16 protein-coding genes are annotated in these 19,791 nt (G+C 64.4%); 14 read left to right on the plus strand and 2 right to left on the minus strand.

Annotated features, from left to right (window positions below; translation table 11 throughout):
- The first annotated feature begins 92 nt into the window (after positions 1–92).
- The 13 genes from LQ954_RS02390 to LQ954_RS02450 all read left to right on the plus strand — a co-directional run bounded on the left by LQ954_RS02390 (position 93) and on the right by LQ954_RS02450 (position 16,900).
- Entirely contained in the window at positions 93–1,466 is a 1,374-nt protein-coding gene (locus tag LQ954_RS02390) for a UDP-N-acetylmuramoyl-tripeptide--D-alanyl-D-alanine ligase (RefSeq protein WP_231021776.1), read from the plus strand.
- The gene (gene mraY / locus LQ954_RS02395; RefSeq protein ID WP_227771540.1) at positions 1,466–2,536 is read left to right on the plus strand and encodes a phospho-N-acetylmuramoyl-pentapeptide-transferase; all 1,071 of its coding nucleotides are present in this window, start codon (positions 1,466–1,468) and stop codon (positions 2,534–2,536) included. Before LQ954_RS02390 ends, mraY begins: the two co-directional genes overlap by 1 nt.
- Positions 2,533–3,837, plus strand: a complete 1,305-nt coding sequence (gene murD / locus LQ954_RS02400; RefSeq protein WP_231021777.1) for a UDP-N-acetylmuramoyl-L-alanine--D-glutamate ligase — start codon at positions 2,533–2,535, stop codon at positions 3,835–3,837. Before mraY ends, murD begins: the two co-directional genes overlap by 4 nt.
- The gene (gene ftsW / locus LQ954_RS02405; RefSeq protein ID WP_227771542.1) at positions 3,834–5,060 is read left to right on the plus strand and encodes a putative lipid II flippase FtsW; all 1,227 of its coding nucleotides are present in this window, start codon (positions 3,834–3,836) and stop codon (positions 5,058–5,060) included. Before murD ends, ftsW begins: the two co-directional genes overlap by 4 nt.
- Positions 5,057–6,202: an undecaprenyldiphospho-muramoylpentapeptide beta-N-acetylglucosaminyltransferase gene (murG, locus tag LQ954_RS02410; protein ID WP_231021778.1), complete on the plus strand. Its 1,146-nt coding sequence runs from the start codon at positions 5,057–5,059 to the stop codon at positions 6,200–6,202. Before ftsW ends, murG begins: the two co-directional genes overlap by 4 nt.
- The gene (gene murC, locus LQ954_RS02415; RefSeq protein WP_227771544.1) at positions 6,199–7,602 is read left to right on the plus strand and encodes a UDP-N-acetylmuramate--L-alanine ligase; all 1,404 of its coding nucleotides are present in this window, start codon (positions 6,199–6,201) and stop codon (positions 7,600–7,602) included. Before murG ends, murC begins: the two co-directional genes overlap by 4 nt.
- Positions 7,599–8,495 carry a UDP-N-acetylmuramate dehydrogenase gene (gene murB / locus LQ954_RS02420; protein ID WP_231021780.1) on the plus strand — a complete coding sequence of 299 codons (897 nt, stop codon included), beginning with the start codon at positions 7,599–7,601 and terminating at the stop codon, positions 8,493–8,495. The genes murC and murB overlap by 4 nt, the downstream gene beginning before the upstream one ends.
- Positions 8,496–8,621: 126 nt before the next feature.
- Positions 8,622–9,524: a D-alanine--D-alanine ligase gene (locus LQ954_RS02425; protein ID WP_231022700.1), complete on the plus strand. Its 903-nt coding sequence runs from the start codon at positions 8,622–8,624 to the stop codon at positions 9,522–9,524.
- Positions 9,521–10,438 carry a cell division protein FtsQ/DivIB gene (locus LQ954_RS02430; protein WP_227771547.1) on the plus strand — a complete coding sequence of 306 codons (918 nt, stop codon included), beginning with the start codon at positions 9,521–9,523 and terminating at the stop codon, positions 10,436–10,438. The genes LQ954_RS02425 and LQ954_RS02430 overlap by 4 nt, the downstream gene beginning before the upstream one ends.
- Before the next feature lie 33 nt (positions 10,439–10,471).
- Positions 10,472–11,731: a cell division protein FtsA gene (gene ftsA / locus LQ954_RS02435; protein WP_227771548.1), complete on the plus strand. Its 1,260-nt coding sequence runs from the start codon at positions 10,472–10,474 to the stop codon at positions 11,729–11,731.
- A 108-nt stretch (positions 11,732–11,839) separates the two neighbouring features.
- A complete protein-coding gene (ftsZ, locus tag LQ954_RS02440) occupies positions 11,840–13,369 on the plus strand; it encodes a cell division protein FtsZ (RefSeq protein ID WP_231021781.1) in 1,530 nt (509 codons plus the stop codon).
- A 112-nt stretch (positions 13,370–13,481) separates the two neighbouring features.
- Positions 13,482–15,725, plus strand: a complete 2,244-nt coding sequence (locus tag LQ954_RS02445; protein ID WP_231021782.1) for a tetratricopeptide repeat protein — start codon at positions 13,482–13,484, stop codon at positions 15,723–15,725.
- A complete protein-coding gene (locus LQ954_RS02450) occupies positions 15,722–16,900 on the plus strand; it encodes a deoxyguanosinetriphosphate triphosphohydrolase (protein ID WP_231021783.1) in 1,179 nt (392 codons plus the stop codon). The genes LQ954_RS02445 and LQ954_RS02450 overlap by 4 nt, the downstream gene beginning before the upstream one ends.
- A 25-nt stretch (positions 16,901–16,925) precedes the next feature.
- On the opposite strand, the gene LQ954_RS02455 is transcribed toward LQ954_RS02450, so the two are convergent.
- On the minus strand, positions 16,926–17,792 hold the full coding sequence (locus LQ954_RS02455; RefSeq protein WP_231021785.1) for an ABC transporter permease: 867 nt from the start codon (positions 17,790–17,792) through the stop codon (positions 16,926–16,928).
- A 69-nt stretch (positions 17,793–17,861) separates the two neighbouring features.
- Between LQ954_RS02455 and LQ954_RS02460 the strand changes: the two genes are divergently transcribed.
- Positions 17,862–18,554, plus strand: coding sequence for a GcrA family cell cycle regulator (locus LQ954_RS02460; protein WP_231021787.1), 693 nt, complete (start codon positions 17,862–17,864; stop codon positions 18,552–18,554).
- A gap of 266 nt (positions 18,555–18,820) precedes the next feature.
- Here the strand turns inward: LQ954_RS02460 and LQ954_RS02465 are convergent, their stop codons facing one another.
- The gene (locus tag LQ954_RS02465) at positions 18,821–19,681 is read right to left on the minus strand and encodes an outer membrane protein (RefSeq protein WP_231021788.1); all 861 of its coding nucleotides are present in this window, start codon (positions 19,679–19,681) and stop codon (positions 18,821–18,823) included.
- Positions 19,682–19,791 lie beyond the last annotated feature (110 nt).

The following is a 19,791-nucleotide window of genomic DNA, read 5'->3' on the forward strand; positions in this document are numbered from 1 at the left end:
CCCGGATGGGATCTGGCGCCCTCCAACGCTGGGCGCGCAGCACCCATCGCGATTGCCGCGCGACCGCGCTGTTCCTGGTGCTATAGAGCCGCATGGAATACCTCTGGACCTCCGCTGATATCGCCGCTGCGACCCGCGGCCACGCCGCCGGCGCGTTTGTCGCCAGCGGCGTCGCCTTCGATTCACGTGAAGTCGGACCGGGCGATCTGTTCGTAGCGTTGCGTGGTGAGGCCACGGACGGGCATCGCTTCCTCGATCAAGCGTTTGCCCAAGGAGCCGCCGGCGCGATCGTCTCAGCGGATTCTGCCGGCCCGCACGTGCGAGTTGACGATACGTTCGCCGCGCTCGAGGACCTCGGCAGGGCAGCCCGCGCCCGTACCGACGCGAAGGTCATTGGCGTCACTGGCTCTGTCGGCAAGACCTCGACCAAGGAGGCACTTTTTGCCGCGCTCGATCGGGGTTCGCCTGGCTCCACGCACCGTTCAGTCAAGAGTTACAACAACCACACCGGGGTGCCGCTCAGCCTAGCGCGCATGCCCGCATCGACGCGCTTCGGTGTGCTTGAAATGGGGATGAACCATCCAGGTGAACTCGCCCACCTGACGACGTTGGTTCGTCCGCATGTGGCGATCGTGACAGCCATCGCGCCAGCGCACACCGAATTCTTTCCCGACGAGAGCGCCATTGCCGACGCAAAAGGCGAGATCTTCCGCGGCCTGGAACCGGGCGGCGTAGCGATCGTGCCGTATGACAGCCCGCACCGTGACCGTCTCATAGCGGCGGCAACACCCTATGCGGCGCGCATTGTCACATTTGGTACCTCACGCGAAGCGGACGTGCGCCCCCTCGAGACTATGCCGGTCCGCACTGGCGGTACTTTCGTGTCGGCGAAAGTTGGTGAGCGTGAATTAAGTTTCACCGTTGGTCAGCCCGGCGCGCATTGGGTATCCAACTCGTTGGCCGTACTGGCGGCGGTGGATGCCGTTGGTGGTGACCTCGGGCTTGCGGGCCTCGCGCTCGCGGATCTTGGAGGGCTCCCGGGCCGCGGCGCGCGCTTCCTTGCAAGCATCAAGCAGGGGAAAGCGCTGGTCATCGACGAAAGCTACAACGCCAATCCTGCCTCGATGGCCGCGACACTTTCGGTGCTCGGCGCCGAGCCGGGCCGCCACGTCGCGGTGCTGGGCGAAATGCGTGAGCTTGGCGCCGGATCGCCCAGCTATCACGCGGACCTGGCGGAGCCGCTGGCCGCAGCACGCGTCGAAGCGGCGCTGCTTGTCGGCGAAGCGATGACTCCGCTTGCACAAGCGCTTGAGGGGCGGATAGATTTCGTCCATGTGCCCACCGCCGCAGCGGCGCTGGAGGTTCTTCCCGGAATACTCGCGCCGGGTGATGCGGTACTCGTCAAGGGATCGAACGGGGTCGGGCTGTCGCGGATCGTCGCGGCACTCGCCGGGGGCATGGCATAGTGTTGTACTGGATCGCCGAGCAGCTCGGTTTCCCGGGTATTCTCAATCTTATCCGTTATCTGTCGTTCCGCACCGGCGGCGCCATCGCAACGGCGTTGTTCATCGGCCTGATCATCGGGCCAAAGTTCATCGGCTGGCTTCGGGTGCGGCAGGGCAAGGGACAGCCGATCCGGGCGGACGGACCACAGACTCATCTCGCCAAGCGCGGAACGCCCACGATGGGCGGGCTCATGATCCTGACGAGCCTTGCGCTTTCCATTCTGATCTGGATGGACTTGCGCAATCCGTTCGTCTGGGCGTGCCTGTTCGTCACTCTCGGTTTCGGCGCGATCGGTTTCCTGGACGATTATGACAAGGTTCGTAAGGCGAGCACCGCGGGCGTCCCTGGGCGTGTGCGTCTGCTGCTGGAATTTGCAATCGCGGGCATCGCTGCCTGGATCATCAGCTACGAGAACGGGACTGGCCTCTACTTGCCGTTCACCAATCGCGTATATCTGGAACTCGGCTGGTTCTTCCCGGTATTCGCAGCCTTCACGATCGTGGCCTTCGGCAATGCCGTGAACCTCACCGATGGTTTGGATGGTCTCGCCACCATGCCGGTGATCATCGCCTCAGTCGCCTTCATGCTGATCGTCTATCTGGCCGGTAACGTGAAGTTCGCCGACTACCTTGGCATTCCCCATGTTGGCCGGGCCGGCGACTTGGCGATCTTCTGCGGTGCGATGATCGGCGCGGGTCTGGCCTTCCTGTGGTACAATGCCCCGCCGGCGGCGGTGTTCATGGGGGATACCGGTAGCCTTGCTTTGGGCGGCGCACTGGGCACGATCGCGGTCGTCGCGCATCACGAGATCGTCCTTGGGATCATCGGCGGCCTCTTCGTGGTCGAGGCGATGAGCGTCATCATTCAAGTCTTCTGGTACAAGCGCACTGGCAAGCGCGTGTTCCGCATGGCGCCGATCCACCACCATTTCGAACAAATGGGCTGGAGCGAGCCGACCGTGGTCATCCGTTTCTGGATCATCAGCCTCGTGCTGGCGCTCGCCGGTCTTTCGACGTTGAAGCTCCGGTGATCATCTCCCCGACCTGGGCTGGCCAGCGCTACGCGGTGCTGGGGCTTGCGCGTTCCGGTCTGGCGGCAGTGCGCGCTCTTGCCGCGGCTGGCGCGTATGTTGTCGCTTGGGACAGTGATCCTGCCGCGCGCGAGCGGGCGCAAGAGATCGACGGCGTGATCGTGCATGACATCGCCACGCTAGACCTGACGGGCGCCGCTGCCCTTGTGGTATCACCGGGTGTCCCGCTGAACACGCATCCGATCGCCGCACAAGCGCGTGCAGCCGGGGTGCCAATCATTGGCGACATCGAATTGTTCGCGCAGGCGAGACCCCATCTGCCTCCGCACAAGGTGGTTGGCATAACGGGAACCAACGGCAAATCGACGACCACCGCATTGGTCGCTCATATCCTGGAGACGGCCGGCCGCCCGGTGCGGATGGCGGGAAACATCGGTCTGCCGATCCTCAGCCAGGATCCGCTTGCCCCCAATGAGAATGGCAGCGGGATCTACGTTCTTGAGCTGTCGAGCTATCAGATTGATCTCACCCACCGGCTCGACTGCGACGTCGCCGTGCTCCTCAACATCACGCCCGATCATCTCGATCGCTACGACGATTTCGCCGCCTATGCCGCCTCGAAGGGCCGCCTCTTCGCGATGCAATCCGCCGATCACGATGCAGTGATTGGCATCGGTGATGCACCCTCCGCGGAAATTGCCCGTGGCTTGTCTAGCCGGGGCGAGCATTTGACCAAGATCGCGCCTGGCGTCTGCATGGATCAGTCTCGCTGGCCTTCGCTCCAAGGGCCTCACAATGCGCAGAACGCCTTGGCCGCGATCGCGGCGGCGCGGGCGCTTGGTGCGGAAGAGGCCGTCATTGATCGTGCTCTCGAAACCTTCCGGGGCCTCCCGCACCGGATGGAGAAGGTTCGAGAGGTGAATGGCGTCACCTTCATCAACGACAGCAAGGCGACCAATCCGGAAAGCGCCGCGCCTGCTCTGGCGGCGTTCAGTCGCGTGCACTGGATCGTAGGCGGTATGGCAAAGGGCGAGGATTTAGATGCCTGTCTGCCCCATCTTGATCATGTCGTGCGCGCTTATGCGATTGGTGATGCCGCCCCGGTATTCGCGCAAGTGCTAACGGGGAAGGTGCCCGTCGAGGAGGCAGGGACTCTCGAGGCGGCCATTGCCAGTGCGGCGGGTCAAGCCGTTCCGGGTGATGTCGTCCTGCTCTCGCCGGCAGCTGCTTCGTTCGATCAGTTCCGCGACTATGAGCATCGCGGCCAGGCATTTCGCGAAGCAGTGGGGGGACTGTCTTGACGGATCGCGCGACCACGAACGGCCTACGCGGGCGGCTCAAGGAAAGGGGTGGCCGCGGCGATCGCTCGCCGCTGGGTACGTGGTTCTGGGACACGGACCGCATGCTGCTGCTGCTGACGTTCGCGTTGATCGCCGTGGGTCTGCTGTCCGTTGCCGCCGCGTCTCCCGCAACGGCGATGCGCTATTCGGGCGAGCAGTTGAAGATCCAGCCGCTCCACTATTTCTGGCGGCAGGTGATGTGGGTGGCCGTATCTTTGCCCGTGCTGATCGGCATTTCGATGTTGCCGGTCCATCTCGCCCGCCGCGCTGCGGTGGTGGGCGCGATGGTGTTCAGCTTCATGCTCCTGCTGGTGCTGATCCCGGGCGTCGGCGTCGAGGTGAACGGCGCAAAGCGCTGGCTGGGCGTCGGCGTCTCGCAGTTCCAGCCGTCCGAGTTCCTGAAGCCCTGCTTCATCGTCACGGTTGCGTGGCTGCTCTCGTTGCGCACGAAGGAAGAGGGACTGCCGCTCACCGCCATTACCTTCGGCATGACGGCTGCGATCGGCGCGTTGCTGATGCTTCAGCCGGACTTCGGGCAGACGATGGTTTTCGGGTTGGTTTGGATAACCCTGCTTGTGATCGCGGGCACGCCGACAAAGACGCTTGCGGCCTTTTTTGCGATGGCGCCGGTGGGCGTCGGTGCCGCCTATATGTTCTACGGCACCGCTCGCACCCGCATCGACAGCTTTCTGTTTCGTGATCCGAACGAAGCGGAGGGCGCGCACTTCCAGACCGACGCTGCGCACCGCACGCTCACGTCGGGGGGCTGGACCGGAACGGGGCCGGGCGCCGGCACGTCCAAGTTCGGCTTGCCCGAGGCGCATACCGACTACATTTTCTCGGTGATCGGCGAGGAGTTTGGCTTGATCGCCTGTATGGTGATCGCGCTGCTGTTTCTGGCGATCGTTGCTCGCGTGTTCGTGAAGATGCTGGACGAGCAGGATAGCTTCAAATTGCTGGCCGCGTCGGGTCTGGCGACGCAATTCGGATTGCAGGCGCTGATTTCGATGGCTGTGAACACCGGGCTCGCGCCGTCCAAGGGGATGACATTGCCGTTCATCAGTTATGGTGGCTCATCAATGATCGCGTTGTCGATCGGCATGGGCCTGTTGCTTACCTTCACGCGTCGCAACCCGTTCCTGTTGCGCAGCCCCTATGTCGCCCGCTGGGGGAACGCGGCATGAGCCGTGCCCGACACTTTGTACTCGCGGCTGGCGGCACTGGGGGCCACATGGTCCCGGCGGCTGCGCTGGCAGAAGAATTGATGCGGCGCGGGCACCGTGTTGCTCTGGTCAGCGACGAGCGCGGCGTCCGCTTTCCCGGCTTGTTCGATGGCGTGCAGACCCATGTCCTTCCCGCCGGCCGGCTTGCCGGTGGGCCCGTGGGTTGGGCCAAGGCGGCGCGCGAGATGTGGCGCGGCCGGGCCATGGCGCGCGAACTGTATCGCACCTTCAAGCCGGCGGCGGTGATCGGGTTCGGCGGTTATCCCGCGTTTCCTGCGCTCGCTGCTGCCTTTGCGGAGAAGATCCCGACGGCCGTGCATGAACAGAACGCCGTTCTCGGCCGGGTGAATCGGCTGGTTGCGGGGCGCGTTGATGCAATCGCGACATCCTACGGGAAGACGGAGCGACTGAAGCAGAAGTACGAGGGCAAGGCGCACCACGTCGGGAACCCGGTACGCGAAGCCGTGCTGGCCCTGCGCGCCCGGCCATATCCGCTGCTTGAGGAAGACGGTATTTTCCGGGTTCTGGTGACTGGCGGCTCACAGGGTGCGAGCGTTCTGTCGAAAGTGGTTCCGGATGGCTTGGCGATGCTGCCGGTCGCATTCCGTCGTCGGCTACAAGTGACGCATCAAGCGCGGATCGAGGACATCGACGGCGCGCGCGCAAAATATGCGGAGCTTGAGATCGCTGCAGATCTCGCAACCTATCTGCCCGACCTGCCGGAGCAACTCGGTTGGGCGCACTTGGTGATCGCGCGGGCGGGGGCCTCCACCATCTCCGAACTTACAGCTGCAGGGCGTCCGGCAATCCTGGTACCGCTGCCGGGCGCCACTGATGATCACCAGACGGCGAACGCGCGTGAGATCACCGCGGCGGGAGGCGCTCGGACCATTCCTCAGAATGCGTTCACGCCGAGCGAACTTGCCAAGCAGATGCAGAAGCTGGGGCTTGATCCGGCAGCGCTTGAGAACGCCGCCGGACGCGCGCGTGCGTGCGGAAAGCCGGAGGCAGCACGCGACCTCGCCGACCTCGTAGAAAGCCTTGATGCGCCAACCGCGAAGCTGCCGGTCGGTGCTGCAAAGCCGAAGGAGGCCTTCGCATGAAGGGCGTCGCAACCGACATCGGGACTATCCACTTCGTCGGCATCGGCGGTATCGGCATGTCCGGTATCGCCGAGGTGATGCACAACCTTGGCTATAGCGTGCAGGGATCTGACGTGGCCGAAGGTTACGTCATCGAAGGGCTGCGTGCGCGCGGGATCAAGGTGACGATCGGGCATGATGCCGCGAACGTCGACGGTGTTGCCGTGGTGGTCATCTCCACCGCCGTGAAGCGCGGCAATCCGGAGGTTGAGGCTGCGCTGAATCAGCGCATCCCTGTTGTCCGGCGCGCCGAGATGCTCGCCGAATTGATGCGGCTGAAGTCGACGGTGGCGGTCGCCGGCACCCACGGCAAGACCACGACGACCTCGATGATCGCTGCGCTCCTCGATGCTGGCGGCGTTGACCCCACGGTCATCAACGGCGGAATCATCAACAGCTACGGCTCTAACGCGCGTCTTGGCGACAGCGACTGGATGGTCGTGGAGGCGGACGAGAGCGACGGAAGCTTCCTGCGCCTTGACGGGACGATCGCGGTGGTCACGAACATCGATCCCGAACATCTCGATCACTACGGCAGCTTTGAAAAGGCCAAGGATGCCTATGTCGAGTTCGTCGAGAACGTGCCCTTCTACGGCGCTGCTTTGCTTTGTTTGGATCATCCCGAGGTGCAGGCGCTGATCCCACGCGTCCGTGACCGTCGGATTGTCACCTATGGCTTCGCGGCCAGTGCTGATGTTCGGGGCGTCAATGTCGCTCCCTATCCGGGCGGCAACCGCTTCGAAGCGTTGATTCGGCACCGGGACGGCACCGTTCGTTCGATCGAGAACATCGAGCTGCCGATGCCCGGCCGACACAATGTTCAAAATGCTTTGGCCGCGATCGGGGTCGCGCTGGAACTCGGCATCGGCGACGCTACCATTCAGCATGGCTTCCAGAAGTTCGGGGGAGTCAAGCGGCGCTTCACCAAGGTTGGGGAAGTGGCAGGTGCCGTCGTGATCGACGACTATGGTCATCATCCGGTCGAGATCCGCGCGGTTCTGGCCGCTGCGCGAGAATCGGCGCAGGGGCGGGTGATCGCGGTGGTTCAGCCGCATCGCTATTCGCGGCTGAGCAACCTGATGGATGACTTCCAGGGAGCCTTCAACGACGCGGATCAGGTCTATGTGACGCCGGTCTATGCCGCCGGCGAAGCGCCGATCCCTGGCGTCGACGCAGCCGCGCTGGTCGAAGGGCTGAAGCGTCGTGGCCACCGTGCGGTGGCATCGGTGGCGAACATCGACGAACTAGCCGCAACTTTGGCGACTGAGGTGCGCTCACAGGATCAGATTGTCTGCCTGGGCGCCGGCGACATCACGAAGTGGGCGGCTGCCCTTGCGCCCGCGATCGAGGCGCACAGGTGAACACCCAGGACCTCCCCCGGGTTCGCGGCCGGCTAACCGCTGATGCGCCGCTCGCGCCGCTCGTCTGGTTCAAGTCGGGCGGCTCGGCCCAATGGTTGTTTGAGCCAGCCGATGTCGAAGACCTCGCGCAGTTCCTCGCTGATCTCGATCCCACCGTGCCGGTGATGGCGCTTGGTTTGGGTTCGAACCTGATCGTGCGTGACGGCGGCGTACCGGGCGTGGTAGTCCGGCTGGGCAAACCGTTTGCGTCTGTCGAAAGGCTCGACACGACGACGCTCCGGTGTGGCGGCGCGGCGAGCGGCATCCTGGTGTCTTCTACGGCTCGTGATGCAGGCATTGCTGGTGTCGAATTCCTGCGATCAATCCCGGGCACGGTTGGCGGGTTCGTTCGGATGAACGGCGGTGCTTATGGGCGCGAAACCGCTGACGTGCTGGTTGAGTGCGACGTCGTGCTTCGCACCGGCGAGCGGCAAACTCTTCCGGTGGAGGCACTAGGTTACACCTACCGACACTCGGAGCTTCCCGAGGGCGCCATCGTGGTGAGTGGCACGTTCCGCGGCGTGCCGGGGGAGACTGCGGCAATCCAGGCCGAAATGGACCGCATCGCCGCCAGCCGCGAAGCGTCCCAGCCGCTCCGCTCCAGAACCGGCGGGTCGACGTTCAAGAATCCTCCGGGCCACAAAGCCTGGGCGTTGGTGGACGAGGCGGGTTGCCGGGGGCTTCGTCGCGGCGACGCGCAGGTCAGCGAGAAGCACACCAACTTCCTGCTGAATCTCGGCGGCGCGACCAGCGCCGACATTGAGGCGCTGGGGGAGGATGTGCGAGCGCGGGTAAAGGAGAAGAGCGGGGTGACGCTCGATTGGGAAATTCAGCGGGTGGGAGTTCCCTCGTGATCAGTGACGGACCGGAAAGCATGTTCATCGCCCCGGCCACGCTGGACGCGTCCCGGTGTTTGGCGCCCAGCGTCATGGGAGGTGGTCGTGGCTGAGGCTGTGTCCCCGATCCATATCGCCGTCCTGATGGGTGGCTGGTCGGCAGAGCGAGAGGTCTCGCTCTCTTCCGGCGCTGGCATCGCCGATGCTCTCGAAAGCCTTGGCCACCGCGTCACTCGGATCGACATGGATCGCGATGTCGCCGCCCGTCTTGCGGCGGCGAAGCCGCATCTCGTCTTCAATGCGCTTCACGGCTCGCCGGGAGAGGACGGTTCGATCCAGGGCCTGATGGACATCATGGGGCTGCGCTATACGCACAGTGGTCTCGCCACTTCCGTGATCGCGATCGATAAGGTGCTGACAAAGCAGGCACTGGTGCCGCATGGTGTCCCGATGCCCGGCGGACGGATCGTCTCCACAGAGGATCTGTACGCCGGCGATCCGCTGTCCCGCCCCTATGTGTTGAAGCCCGTCAATGAGGGCTCCTCGGTCGGTGTCGCGATCATCACGGACGAGGGCAATTACGGCAATCCGATCAACCGCGATGCGAAGGGGCCGTGGCAGGAATTCGATCATCTGCTGGCCGAGCCTTATGTGCGCGGTCGCGAACTAACGACAGCCGTGCTGGGCGATCGAGCGCTCGGGGTAACCGAGCTTCGGCCGAAGTCAGGCTGGTATGATTATGATGCGAAATATACCGACGGTCTGACCGACCATATCTTCCCGGCGCCGATCCCTGACGAGATCGCCGAGGCCTGCATGGCGATCGCCTTGCGCGCCCATCAACTGCTGGGTTGCAAGGGTTGCAGCCGCGCCGATTTCCGCTGGGATGATTCCCAGGGCGCCGACGGACTGTTCCTGCTGGAGGTGAACACCCAACCTGGCATGACTCCGCTCAGTCTGGTGCCCGAACAGGCGCGGCACTTGGGCATCAGTTATCCGGAGCTGGTGCAGGCCATCGTTGATGAAGCGCTGAGGGAAGGAGCATGAGCCGCTCGATCACTCGCGGTGGTCCGCAGCGTCGCCCCACCGTTCGCCGGCCCCCGCCGAAGAAGTCGCTGGGCGATCGCCTGATCACAGCATTGCCGGTGAGTGAGGCGGCACTCCGTCGCGCCGTTACGTGGTCAATCCTCGGGTTGGGCGGCGCAGTGGCCATCGCGACCGCCTCGTGGTTCGGCGTGCCGGGGGCCATCGGCACTGCGATGGCAGACACGACCGGTCAGATGGGGCTTCGTGTCGAGCAGGTGGATATCACCGGCATCAAGCGGATGAATCGCGAAACCGTGTACGCCGTGGCGTTGGAAGAACAGCCAAAGGCGATGCTACGGGTCGACCTCGAGCTGATCCGGCAGCGACTGCTGGCGTACGGCTGGATCGCCGACGCCTATGTCTCGCGCCGTCTCCCCGACCGTTTGCTCATCCACATCGTGGAGCGTGAGCCGGCGGCAATCTGGCAGAATGGCGGCGCGCTCACGCTCATTGATGCGAAGGGCGTGCCCCTGGAGCCGGTGGACCCCAGCCGCATGCCGGATCTGCCGCTGGTGATCGGACCCGGTGCCGATCGGCAGGAAGCGGCATACCAGCGCCTTCTCGCGGCTGCACCGGCACTGAAGCCACGGGTGAAGGCGGCCACATGGGTCGGCAATCGCAGATGGGATATCACCTTCGACACTGGCGAGACGCTCGCGCTGCCGCAGGACAATGCTGCGGGCGCCCTGGTGAAGTTCGCGGAGCTGGACGGCGCACGTTCGCTGCTGGGCAAGGGATGGCTACGGTTCGACATGCGCGACCCTGCCAAGCTGGTGGCGCGAAAGCCGGGAACCGATATGGAGCAAGCGGTTCCGGAAACGGGAGCGGGCGCGGCAGTCGAGAGCGCGCGTTTCGCTCGGATCGACGAAGTCTAAGACGGCGCACGGGGCAGAACGGGGAGCAGGGGCATGGCGAAGGCGGCACCGGAAGGGATCATCACTGCGCTGGATATCGGCACCTCCAAGGTGTCGGCGATGATCGCGCAGCGTGGCGATGGCGGAGAGCTGATCGTGCTTGGCACGGGACAGCGCGAATCGAAGGGCGTGAAGCGCGGCTATATCGCTGATATGGCGCTGACCGAGCTTGCCGTGCGCGAGGCTGTGGCACAGGCCGAGCGTATCGCCGGATTCAACATCGAGAACGTCTGGGCCGGCTTCTCCGCTGGCGGGCTGGTCAGTGACGAGGCCTTCATCGAGGTTGAGCTCAACGGCCATCGCATCGAGCAACAGGATATCGACGCCTTGTTGCAAGAGGGGCGGCAGGCGATTGATCCGCAGGGCCGGATGGTCCTGCACGCGCAGCCGGCGCTGTACACGCTGGACGGCCTGACTGGCGTGAAGAAGCCGCTTGGTCTCCACGCCGACCGGCTTGGCGTTCACATCCATGTGATCGCGGCTGACGGTTCGCCGGTCCGCAATCTGGACCTGACCGTCCGCTCGGCTCACCTCGAAGTGAAGTCGATCATCGCGTCACCGGTGGCTACGGGCCTGGCTTGCCTCAGCGAAGAGGAACGCGACCTTGGCGTTGCGCTGGTGGAGATCGGCGCCGGCATCACCAACGTCTCGCTGTTCGCCGGTGGGATGCTGGTGGGTTTGAAGTCGATACCGATCGGGTCATGCGACATCACCGACGACATCGCTTCGGCGTTCGGCACGACCCGCGGTCAGGCGGAGCGCATGAAGTGCTTCCACGGCTCGGCCAATGCCTCGCCGCGTGACAATCACGAGATGATCGCGATCCGCCCCGGCCGCGCAGATGACGACGCCGATCCGCTGCAGATCACCAAAGCGGCCTTGATCAGTGTAATTCGTACCCGGCTCGAGCATCTCGTGAACGAAGTGCAGGTGGCGCTTAGGGAATTGAAGTTCGAGGGACCGGTCGGGCGGCAGGTCGTGCTGACCGGCGGCGGGGCCGAGCTGAAGGGCATTGCGGACTATGCTCAGCAAGTGCTCGGCCGTTCGGTTCGCGTCGGTCGCCCGCGCGGGTTGACCGGGTTGCCTGACGCACATGGCGGTCCCGGCTTTGCAACCCTGGCCGGCCTGGCGTTTTTTGCCGCATCCGATCCTGTCGATCTGCGTGGGCTTGTGCCGCAGCAGCAGATGGTGGTCCGGCAAAAGGGCCTAACAGCGCTCAGGCGTTTGTTTCAGGCGGCGAAGGCAAATTATTGATCCCGCGACGCTGCTTTTCGGCTGGCCCCGGGCCTTTCAATGTTGCACTAAGTTTAATGGCGATGGCGGGCCAGTGTTTCGTGCCCGAAATGACGGAGTAAATTGGCGATGGGCATCGAATTCATTGCACCGGACGTAGACGAACTGACCCCGAAGATCGCGGTGATCGGCGTCGGCGGCGCTGGTGGCAACGCGATTGCCAACATGATGCGAGCGGATGTCCAGGGCGTCGACTTTCTGGTCGCAAATACTGATGCGCAAGCGCTGAAGCAGTCGATTGCGCCCCAGAAGATTCAGCTGGGCGCAAAGATTACGCAGGGCCTGGGTGCCGGCAGCCGTCCGGAAATCGGCCGCGCTGCTGCCGAAGAGACGATCGAGCAGGTGGCAAAGCTGCTCGAAGGTGCTCACATGTGCTTCATTGCTGCTGGCATGGGCGGTGGTACCGGCACTGGTGCTGCTCCGGTCATTGCCAAGGCCGCGCGGGACATGGGCATCCTCACCGTCGGTGTGGTGACCAAGCCGTTCGCCTTCGAAGGTGCACGGCGCGGCAAGTCCGCTGAACAGGGCATCGAGGAACTGCAGAAGTTCGTCGATACGCTGATCGTCATCCCGAACCAGAACCTGTTCCTCATCGCCAACGCCAATACTACCTTCAAGCAGGCCTTCGAACTTGCGGACGAGGTTTTGCAACAGGGCGTGCGTGGCATTACCGACCTGATGGTCATGCCGGGCCTCATCAATCTGGACTTCGCCGACGTGCGTTCGGTGATGCAGGAGATGGGCAAGGCCATGATGGGCACTGGCGAGGCCGATGGCGACGATCGTGCGCTGATCGCCGCGCAGAAGGCAATTGCCAACCCGCTGCTGGATGGCGTTTCCATGCAGGGCGCGAAGGGCGTCATCATTTCGATTACCGGCGGCGAAGACATGCGTCTGCTCGAGGTTGATGAAGCTGCGAACCACATCCGCGAGCTCGTGGATCCCGAAGCGAACATCATCTGGGGTTCAGCTTTCAATCCGGAACTGGAAGGCCGGATTCGCGTGTCGGTGGTTGCCACCGGCATAGAGGCTGTCGAGCGGACGGAAGCGCCGGCTGCCGAACCGGCTCGCGCTTTCAGCTTCTCGGCGCCGCGCCGCGTCGAAGCGGCTCCGGCAGCGGCGGCTCCTGCCGCCGCGGCGCCGGCGCCGGCGGCGGCACCTGCCGCTGCTCCGGCTCCTCAGCCCAGTGGTGCTGCGGCTGGCGCGATGTCCGCTGGCGTGCCTGCGCCTGGCGCCACGCCGAGTGTTCAGCCGACCGCCGCGGCGCGCGGCGTTGAGGAAGCGGCCGGCGACGAACTGCTTCTCGGTAGTGACACGATGGTGCCGACGCCGCAGCCTGCCGCATCTTCTGCTGCACCTGCCAAGGCGGAAGAGCCGCGCGTGTTCGGCGACGATGATGCTCAGGAAGCGCCACGTCGGCGTTGGCTGTCGGGCGGCGAGGGTTCGGCCGACGTACCGCCGCAGCCGCGGGTGAAGCTGGGCGGAACGCTGTTCGAGCGGATGCAGAATGCATCGCGCGGCACGCAGAAGGGAGCAGATGACGAGAGCAAGGATGCGCTCGACATTCCGCGGTTCCTTCACCGTCAGAACAACCAGTAAGATACGGGTGGGCAAGGGCGATCGGCATTCGTCGGTCGCCCCGTGCGGCTCGGCGCGTCCACGCGCCGGGCTCATTGCTCGTTAATAGCCGCTCGTCCTAACGCAGTTATCCATGTCGATTGCTCGCCCACTGATCCTCGCCGCTGCGCTCGCCGGCGCGCCGGGCGCACTCGCCCAAGCCTATCCCGGTCAGCAGGTACAAACGGTGCCGCGGCCAACGCCTGATGCCGACGCTCTCGCTAACGCCATGCGGCGGTTGGGCTCCAATCCGCGTGATCTTTCATCGTTGATTGAGGCAGCCGAGCTTTCGCTCAAGCTGGGTGACGTCAATGCCGCTGCTTCGCTGCTGAAGCGGGCCGAGAATGTCGATCCGATGAACGGTCGGGTGAAGGCAGGAATGGCGCGCATCCTCGTTACTCAGGAGCGCCCCGGCGAGGCACTTCGATACTTCGACCAGGCCGTTGGCTACGGCCTCGACCCGCGCACCTTTGCTGGCGATCGCGGCCTGGCCTACGACCTAATCGGCGAACAGGAGCGGGCACAGCGCGACTATCGGGTGGCGTTGAAATCCGGCGGCACGGATGAAGTTCAGCGCCGCTACGCTCTGTCGCTGGGCATCTCCGGGCGGCGGCAAGAGGCTCTCGACGCGATCGCTGATCAGCTGCGCCGCAACGATCGCAGCGCTTGGCGCGTGCGGGCCTTCGTGCTCGCCATGACCGGTGACGTACCGGGGGCCGAGAAAATCGCCAACACCATGATGCCGCCGGGAATGGGAGCGGCCCTGGCGCCTTTCTTCGCTCGTCTCGGCGGACTCTCGTCGGCGGACCGGGCCTTTGCCGTTCATTTCGGAGAGCTGCGCGCCACGCCTCAGCGCCTGGCCGACGCGCGGCTCGTTCCGGCGCTTCCGCCACTGCCGCCAGAAGCTACACGTCCAGTACAGGTCGCCTCAGTCGCAACGGCTGCACCTGTGTCCGCGTCCGCATCGCGGAACGATCGACGCAGTGCTCGGGAGGAGGCGAAGCGCCGCCGCGAGGCTGCCCGCGCGGAGCAGCGCGCTCAGCGTGATCGCCGCAGCGACAGGCCGGCGGTCGCCGTCGCTAGTGCAACCGCCGTGCGGCAGCCCACGATCGAACCCACCGCTTTTCAGCCACCACGATATGCGGGGGTGGCATTCGCGCCGTCCAAGCCCGTGGTCCAGACTGTCCCGGCTCCTGCCAGCAGCGCCGCTCCTGCTGCTCCCGCATCGGCCGGCCCGCTTCCTGTGTCGGCAACCTCCACAGCCGGCAGCAGCCTGGCCGCGACCGGTGGCACTGCGCCGCTCACGGCCCAAGCCGTGCCAAGCCGGCCAGTCAGCAGCACTCTGGCCGCTCTGAGTGGATCAGCCTCGCCAAGTGCTACGAGCGCCGCTGCGTCCCCCGCGCCAGCGGTCGCGTCGCGGCCTCAAGTGCTGGCGAGCGCGAGTTCGGCAACGTCGACCAGACCCGGCTCGATCACGCCGGCGACGCCGGCTGCGCTGCCGGCCAGCTCGGCGGCCGCCGTGACTTCCGAACCGGCGCCCGCCGCGGCCATTGCACGCACGGCACCGACAAGGCCGGCGCTCAGCGAAGATACGATCCTGGCCCGTATCATGGCGGGGATTTCCATCCCGGGTTCTGAGCTGGGTGTTGCTCCGGTGCGCCCACCTGAACCAGTCGCCCCGCCGGTTCAGGCCTCAGCGCAGACTGGTACGTCCTCGGCCACGCAGGCAAGCAGCGCTGCGGCGGAGGCGCCCGGCAAGGCGACCGGCACGGAACGGCCTGAGCAACAGGAAAGAGTCGAGCCGGTTGCTTCTCGCCGCGCCGCGACCGCGGAGAAGCCGGCGTCTTCCGCGGTGAAGGCGGGCGAGCCCAAGCTCGCCGCGGCTAACGGGCAGGGCGGCAAGGCCGTTAGCAGCAAGGAAAAGGCGGCTGCAGACGCAAAACAGGCCGGAACCGACGTCCTAACTGCCAGCGCCAAGAAGCAAGCTGAGGCTAAAAGGCTGGCTGACGCCAAAAAGCAGGCTGACGTCAAAAAAGCGGCAGACGCTGCCAAGGCGGCGAAGGCGGAGCCAGCACGCATCTGGGTTCAGGTTGCGGGTGGCGCGAATAAGGATGATCTGCCCAAGGCATGGGCTGCTGCTCAGAACAAGGCGGCTGCGCTGAAGGGTAAATCGGCCTATACGACGCCGCTTCGGCTTACCAACCGTGTCCTGACTGGCCCGTTCAAGACGGAGCAGGAAGCGCGCGAGTTCGTTAACACCTTGTCCAAGCAGGGCATTTCCGCATTTCCGTTTACCAGCGAAGAAGGTCAGAAGATGACGAGGTTGCCAGCCAAGTGACGATGCTTGCGCCCTGGGCTTCTAACCCGGCGCACAGCAGGGGCCGCCTTCACGAAGAACAAAGCAAGTCCGGCGGACAGGGTGAACGTGGCCCTCGCGACGCTTATCAAAGGGATCGCGACCGGATCGTCCACTCGATCGCATTCCGGCGGCTGCGGCACAAAACGCAGGTATTCCTGGCTCCCGATGGCGACCATTTCCGCGTTCGGCTGACCCATAGCCTCGAAGTGGCGCAGATCGGCCGGACGATTGCACGCACGCTGGGTCTGAACGAGGACCTGACGGAGGCGCTGTGCCTCGCTCACGACATTGGCCATCCTCCCTTCGGACATGCTGGGGAGGACGCCCTCAAGGCTGCGATGGCGGCGGCCGGCGGCTTCGACCATAACGGGCATACCCTACGAACCCTGATGCGGATCGAGCGCGCTTACCCGCGCTTCGATGGGCTGAACCTGACTTGGGAGACGCTGGAGGGCCTGGCGAAGCATAACGGCCCTGCGCGTCACCCCGGCTGGGCTCTGGCAGAGGCTGACCAAGAAGCCGATCTGGAGCTTGGTACCTACGCCAGCCTCGAAGCGCAGGTAGCGGCGCTGGCCGACGACATCGCCTACGACAATCACGACATCGATGATGGGCTCCGCGCTGGGCTTCTGTGCGTCGATCAGTTGCGGGCGGTCCCACTTGTCGCCCGTGGTTGGGAAAGGGTGCGGGCGTTGTTCCCCGACGTTAGCGAACGGCGCCAGGGTCGCGAGTTGGTGCGCAGCCAAATCGGCGTGATGGTCAACGATCTGCTTGAGGAAACCCGGCGCCGTATCGCGGACTCAAAGGTCGGGTCTGTAGCGGACGTTCGCGCCGCAGGTCGGGCTCTGGTCGCCTTTTCGGATGAGATGCGGATAGCAGAGCGCGACTTGAAGCGCTTTATGTACGCCAACCTCTATCATCATCCCAAGCAGCTCGAAGCGGCGGCGTCAGCGCATCAGATCGTCGCAGGCTTGTTCGCAGCGTTTCATCAGGATCCTGCCATCCTTCCGCAGGAATGGCGCGCGAGCGTGCCGGATGGTGAGCCCGGCTTCAGCCGGCACATCGCGGATTACATTGCAGGCATGACCGATCGCTACGCCATTCGCGAATACGTCCGAGTCGTCGGTCCGGTGAGCATGCCCGACGGGTTCTAAGTTTCGCCGTCGGGCAACCTTTAGCTTAGTTCTTCAAGCGCCACCCGCGCCGCAACAGCGTGTAGCACAAGATGCCCAGGGCGATATCAAGCGCCAGCACGACTGCGCTGCCGAGCGCGACCGGGGAGTCCGCGATCCCCAAGAAGCCATAGCGGAACCCGGAAATGATATAGAAAAACGGATTGGCGTGGCTGATCGCCTGGAAAACAGGCGACAGCCGATCCACGGAGTAGAAGGTCCCCGACAGCAGCGTCAGCGGCGCCACCACGAAATTGGTAACAGCCGCAGCGTGATCGAACTTCTCCGCCCAAATGGACGTGAGTACGCCCACAAGAGCGAGGAAGATCGACCCAAGCAGGCCGAACCAAAGCACGGCAATCGGGTGCGCAGGTGCGACATGCACACCAGGCCAAAGCGCCATCGCGAGCCAGACCGTCAGACCGACGAGAAAGGCGCGTGTCACGGCGCCGCCGGTAAGCGCTGCCAGCAATTCCGCAGTGGAGAGGGGCGGCATCAGGTAGTCGACGATCGTCCCCTGGATCTTGCCGACCAGCAGCGAAAAGCTGGCGTTTGCGAAGGCATTGTTCAGCATGCCCATCACGATGAGGCCCGGAGCGACAAAGTCGGCAAAAGCCACCATCGAACCGCCGAGATGAACCTCTCCTCGGCCACCCAGAGCGACGGTGAAGATGACCAGGTAAAGGAGCGTGGTGATCGCCGGTGCCCAGATCGTTTGCAGCTGGACCTTGAAGAAGCGGCGCACCTCCTTCACATATAAGGTCTTCAGGCCGCCCCAATTGACGTTCCGAATTGACGGGACGCCTGGCGCGTTCCTGACCAAGGAATTTTCCTGGCCGCCGGATTGCTGGCCAAATGGGGGGTGGCTGCTCATCGCTTGATCGCGTAGTCGCTGCCGCCGCTCGCTGCAACCGGCGTAAGAAGTGAAGGAACGACAAGGCCCATGTCCTGGACCGAGGAACGGATCGAAACACTGCGCAAGATGTGGGAGGGCGGACAGACCGCCAGCCAGATTGCCGAGGCGCTGGGCGGGGTCAGCCGCAATGCAGTGATTGGCAAAGCGCATCGCCTTGGCTTGCAATCACGCCCATCGCCGGTAGTTCCGAAGGACGTGGAGGCAAAGCCGGCTCCTGCACCGGAGCCTGTCGCCGCTCCGCCGCCGCCCCCACCCGCGCCGCCGCCCCCTGCACCGCCGCCACCGCCTATGGCGCCCGCGAGCGCGCCTGCAGTGACTCAGGTGTCCGCGCCGAAGCCGATTACCATCACGACGCCGCTTGAGCCGGAACGGCCACCTGAGTCGCAGCGCATGGTCCGCTCAGTGGGACCGGGCGGCTTCGTGCGTCAGGCACCGGGCGAGCAGCAACCTCCGATTGCGCCGGCGCCGCCTCGCCGCCTGGTACCGGCGAAGCCGTCGCCGGAAATTGCGGGAAAGACTGGCCTGCTGGATCTTAGCGATAAGGTCTGCAAGTGGCCGCTTGGGCATCCCGGCGAGCCGGATTTCCATTTCTGCGGCGACAAGGTAAACCCCGGTTTCCCGTACTGCGTGGAACATTGCGGGCATGCGTATCAGGCGCAGTTGCCGCGTCGCGATCGACGCGCCGCTCCGCTGCCCTTTGGCGGCCCGCGCATGCGATAACCGTGTCATTCGCCGATTGAAGCTCAGGCCATGCCAAACCACGCGTTTGGCATGGCCTTCTTCATCCTGGCGGTTGGGATACCGCCACGGTGTTCAGATCAATGGACGGTTGACCATCTCCCTCACTTGGACGGCTGAGGTGTCGTCATCTTAACAAGCCCGCTCTCCCGATGGCGGGATCCAGACAACCTGAAGTCGTCCATCGAACTTGCCAGTAAGTTGCTGCGGTCAAGCAACCCAAAGCTCGGCCGCAGCATCAAGCATCATCAGAAGCGGAACGCTGCCGTTGCACGCAGGGAGTGCCAGCGGAACTTGTCGTCACTGCGACGGAAGTCCGTGCCTGTGCCGGCGAGCAGGAACGGATTGGTTCCAGGCGTCGTGCCGGTGCTGCCGGCGCGCACCCGGTAGTCGTTGTCCTGATACTGATGGTACATGTATTCAAGGCCCAGCGAGAAGTTGCGGCCGATCCGCTGCTCGATGCCGCCACCGCCAGTGATACCCCACTGATTGCGCTTGCCGCTCTCACTGAAGCTGTTGGCAGTATTAGTGGTCGTGAAGTCACGATCGATGCGCGCATAGCCCGGGCCGAACGTGCCGTAGAACAAGGTGGTGTTGTTCGGCGTGTAGCCAACCCGGCCGCGGATCGATGCTTCCCAATCGATCGAGCGGGTCATCACATAGGATGCTGGCGTGCTTGAAAATGCGCTGACGCTGTCCGTGATCTCGCTCTTGCCGAATTCGCCGACTACACCGACAACGAAGTTGCCGCGCTGGTTATCCCAGCCGACGCGCCCGTAATAGGCCCAGCCATCCTTGTCGTTGGCGCAGCCTGCTGGCGTGGTGGTGTTCGTCGGGGAGGTAGCGCCCAGGGCACGCCCGTTGCAGAAACCGCCGATCGGCGGTGCGAACGCATTGGGAGCGGTCGTGGTGTTCACGACGTCGCCGAAGGTGCCGTCAAGATTGCGATCGAACAGGATCGACGACCCGACATCATTTGGCTGGACGTCGTAGCCGCCGGCTGCGCCGACATAGACGCCCGAGAAGCCGGGATCCTCGTCACTCGTCTGAGCGGAAACCGCCGGGGCGAACAGGGCGGCGGCGATACCGGCGAGCAGCAAGTGCTTCATACGCAAACCTTTCATTACGGAACTGGAGTGGCCGGGAACGGCGGCGGTTCGAAAAAGGATGCATTTCGAAACATTGCCGGGGCGCATCTGCAGCCAGACTGTTGCCGCAT

Origin of the sequence: Sphingomonas sp. IC-11, from assembly GCF_021043365.1 — a bacterium.
Classification (GTDB): Bacteria; Pseudomonadota; Alphaproteobacteria; order Sphingomonadales; family Sphingomonadaceae; genus Sphingomonas.

Excerpts from the sequence above, each read along its gene's own strand:
- LQ954_RS02455 (WP_231021785.1), bottom strand. The coding sequence starts at position 17,792 with ATGAGCAGCCACCCCCCATTTGGCCAGCAATCCGGCGGCCAGGAAAAT.
- LQ954_RS02425 (WP_231022700.1), top strand. The coding sequence starts at position 8,622 with ATGGGTGGCTGGTCGGCAGAGCGAGAGGTCTCGCTCTCTTCCGGCGCT.
- murG (WP_231021778.1), top strand. The coding sequence starts at position 5,057 with ATGAGCCGTGCCCGACACTTTGTACTCGCGGCTGGCGGCACTGGGGGC.
- LQ954_RS02430 (WP_227771547.1), top strand. The coding sequence starts at position 9,521 with ATGAGCCGCTCGATCACTCGCGGTGGTCCGCAGCGTCGCCCCACCGTT.
- murC (WP_227771544.1), top strand. The coding sequence starts at position 6,199 with ATGAAGGGCGTCGCAACCGACATCGGGACTATCCACTTCGTCGGCATC.
- ftsA (WP_227771548.1), top strand. The coding sequence starts at position 10,472 with ATGGCGAAGGCGGCACCGGAAGGGATCATCACTGCGCTGGATATCGGC.
- LQ954_RS02460 (WP_231021787.1), top strand. The coding sequence starts at position 17,862 with ATGTCCTGGACCGAGGAACGGATCGAAACACTGCGCAAGATGTGGGAG.
- LQ954_RS02465 (WP_231021788.1), bottom strand. The coding sequence starts at position 19,681 with ATGAAGCACTTGCTGCTCGCCGGTATCGCCGCCGCCCTGTTCGCCCCG.
- LQ954_RS02445 (WP_231021782.1), top strand. The coding sequence starts at position 13,482 with ATGTCGATTGCTCGCCCACTGATCCTCGCCGCTGCGCTCGCCGGCGCG.
- LQ954_RS02390 (WP_231021776.1), top strand. The coding sequence starts at position 93 with ATGGAATACCTCTGGACCTCCGCTGATATCGCCGCTGCGACCCGCGGC.
- ftsZ (WP_231021781.1), top strand. The coding sequence starts at position 11,840 with ATGGGCATCGAATTCATTGCACCGGACGTAGACGAACTGACCCCGAAG.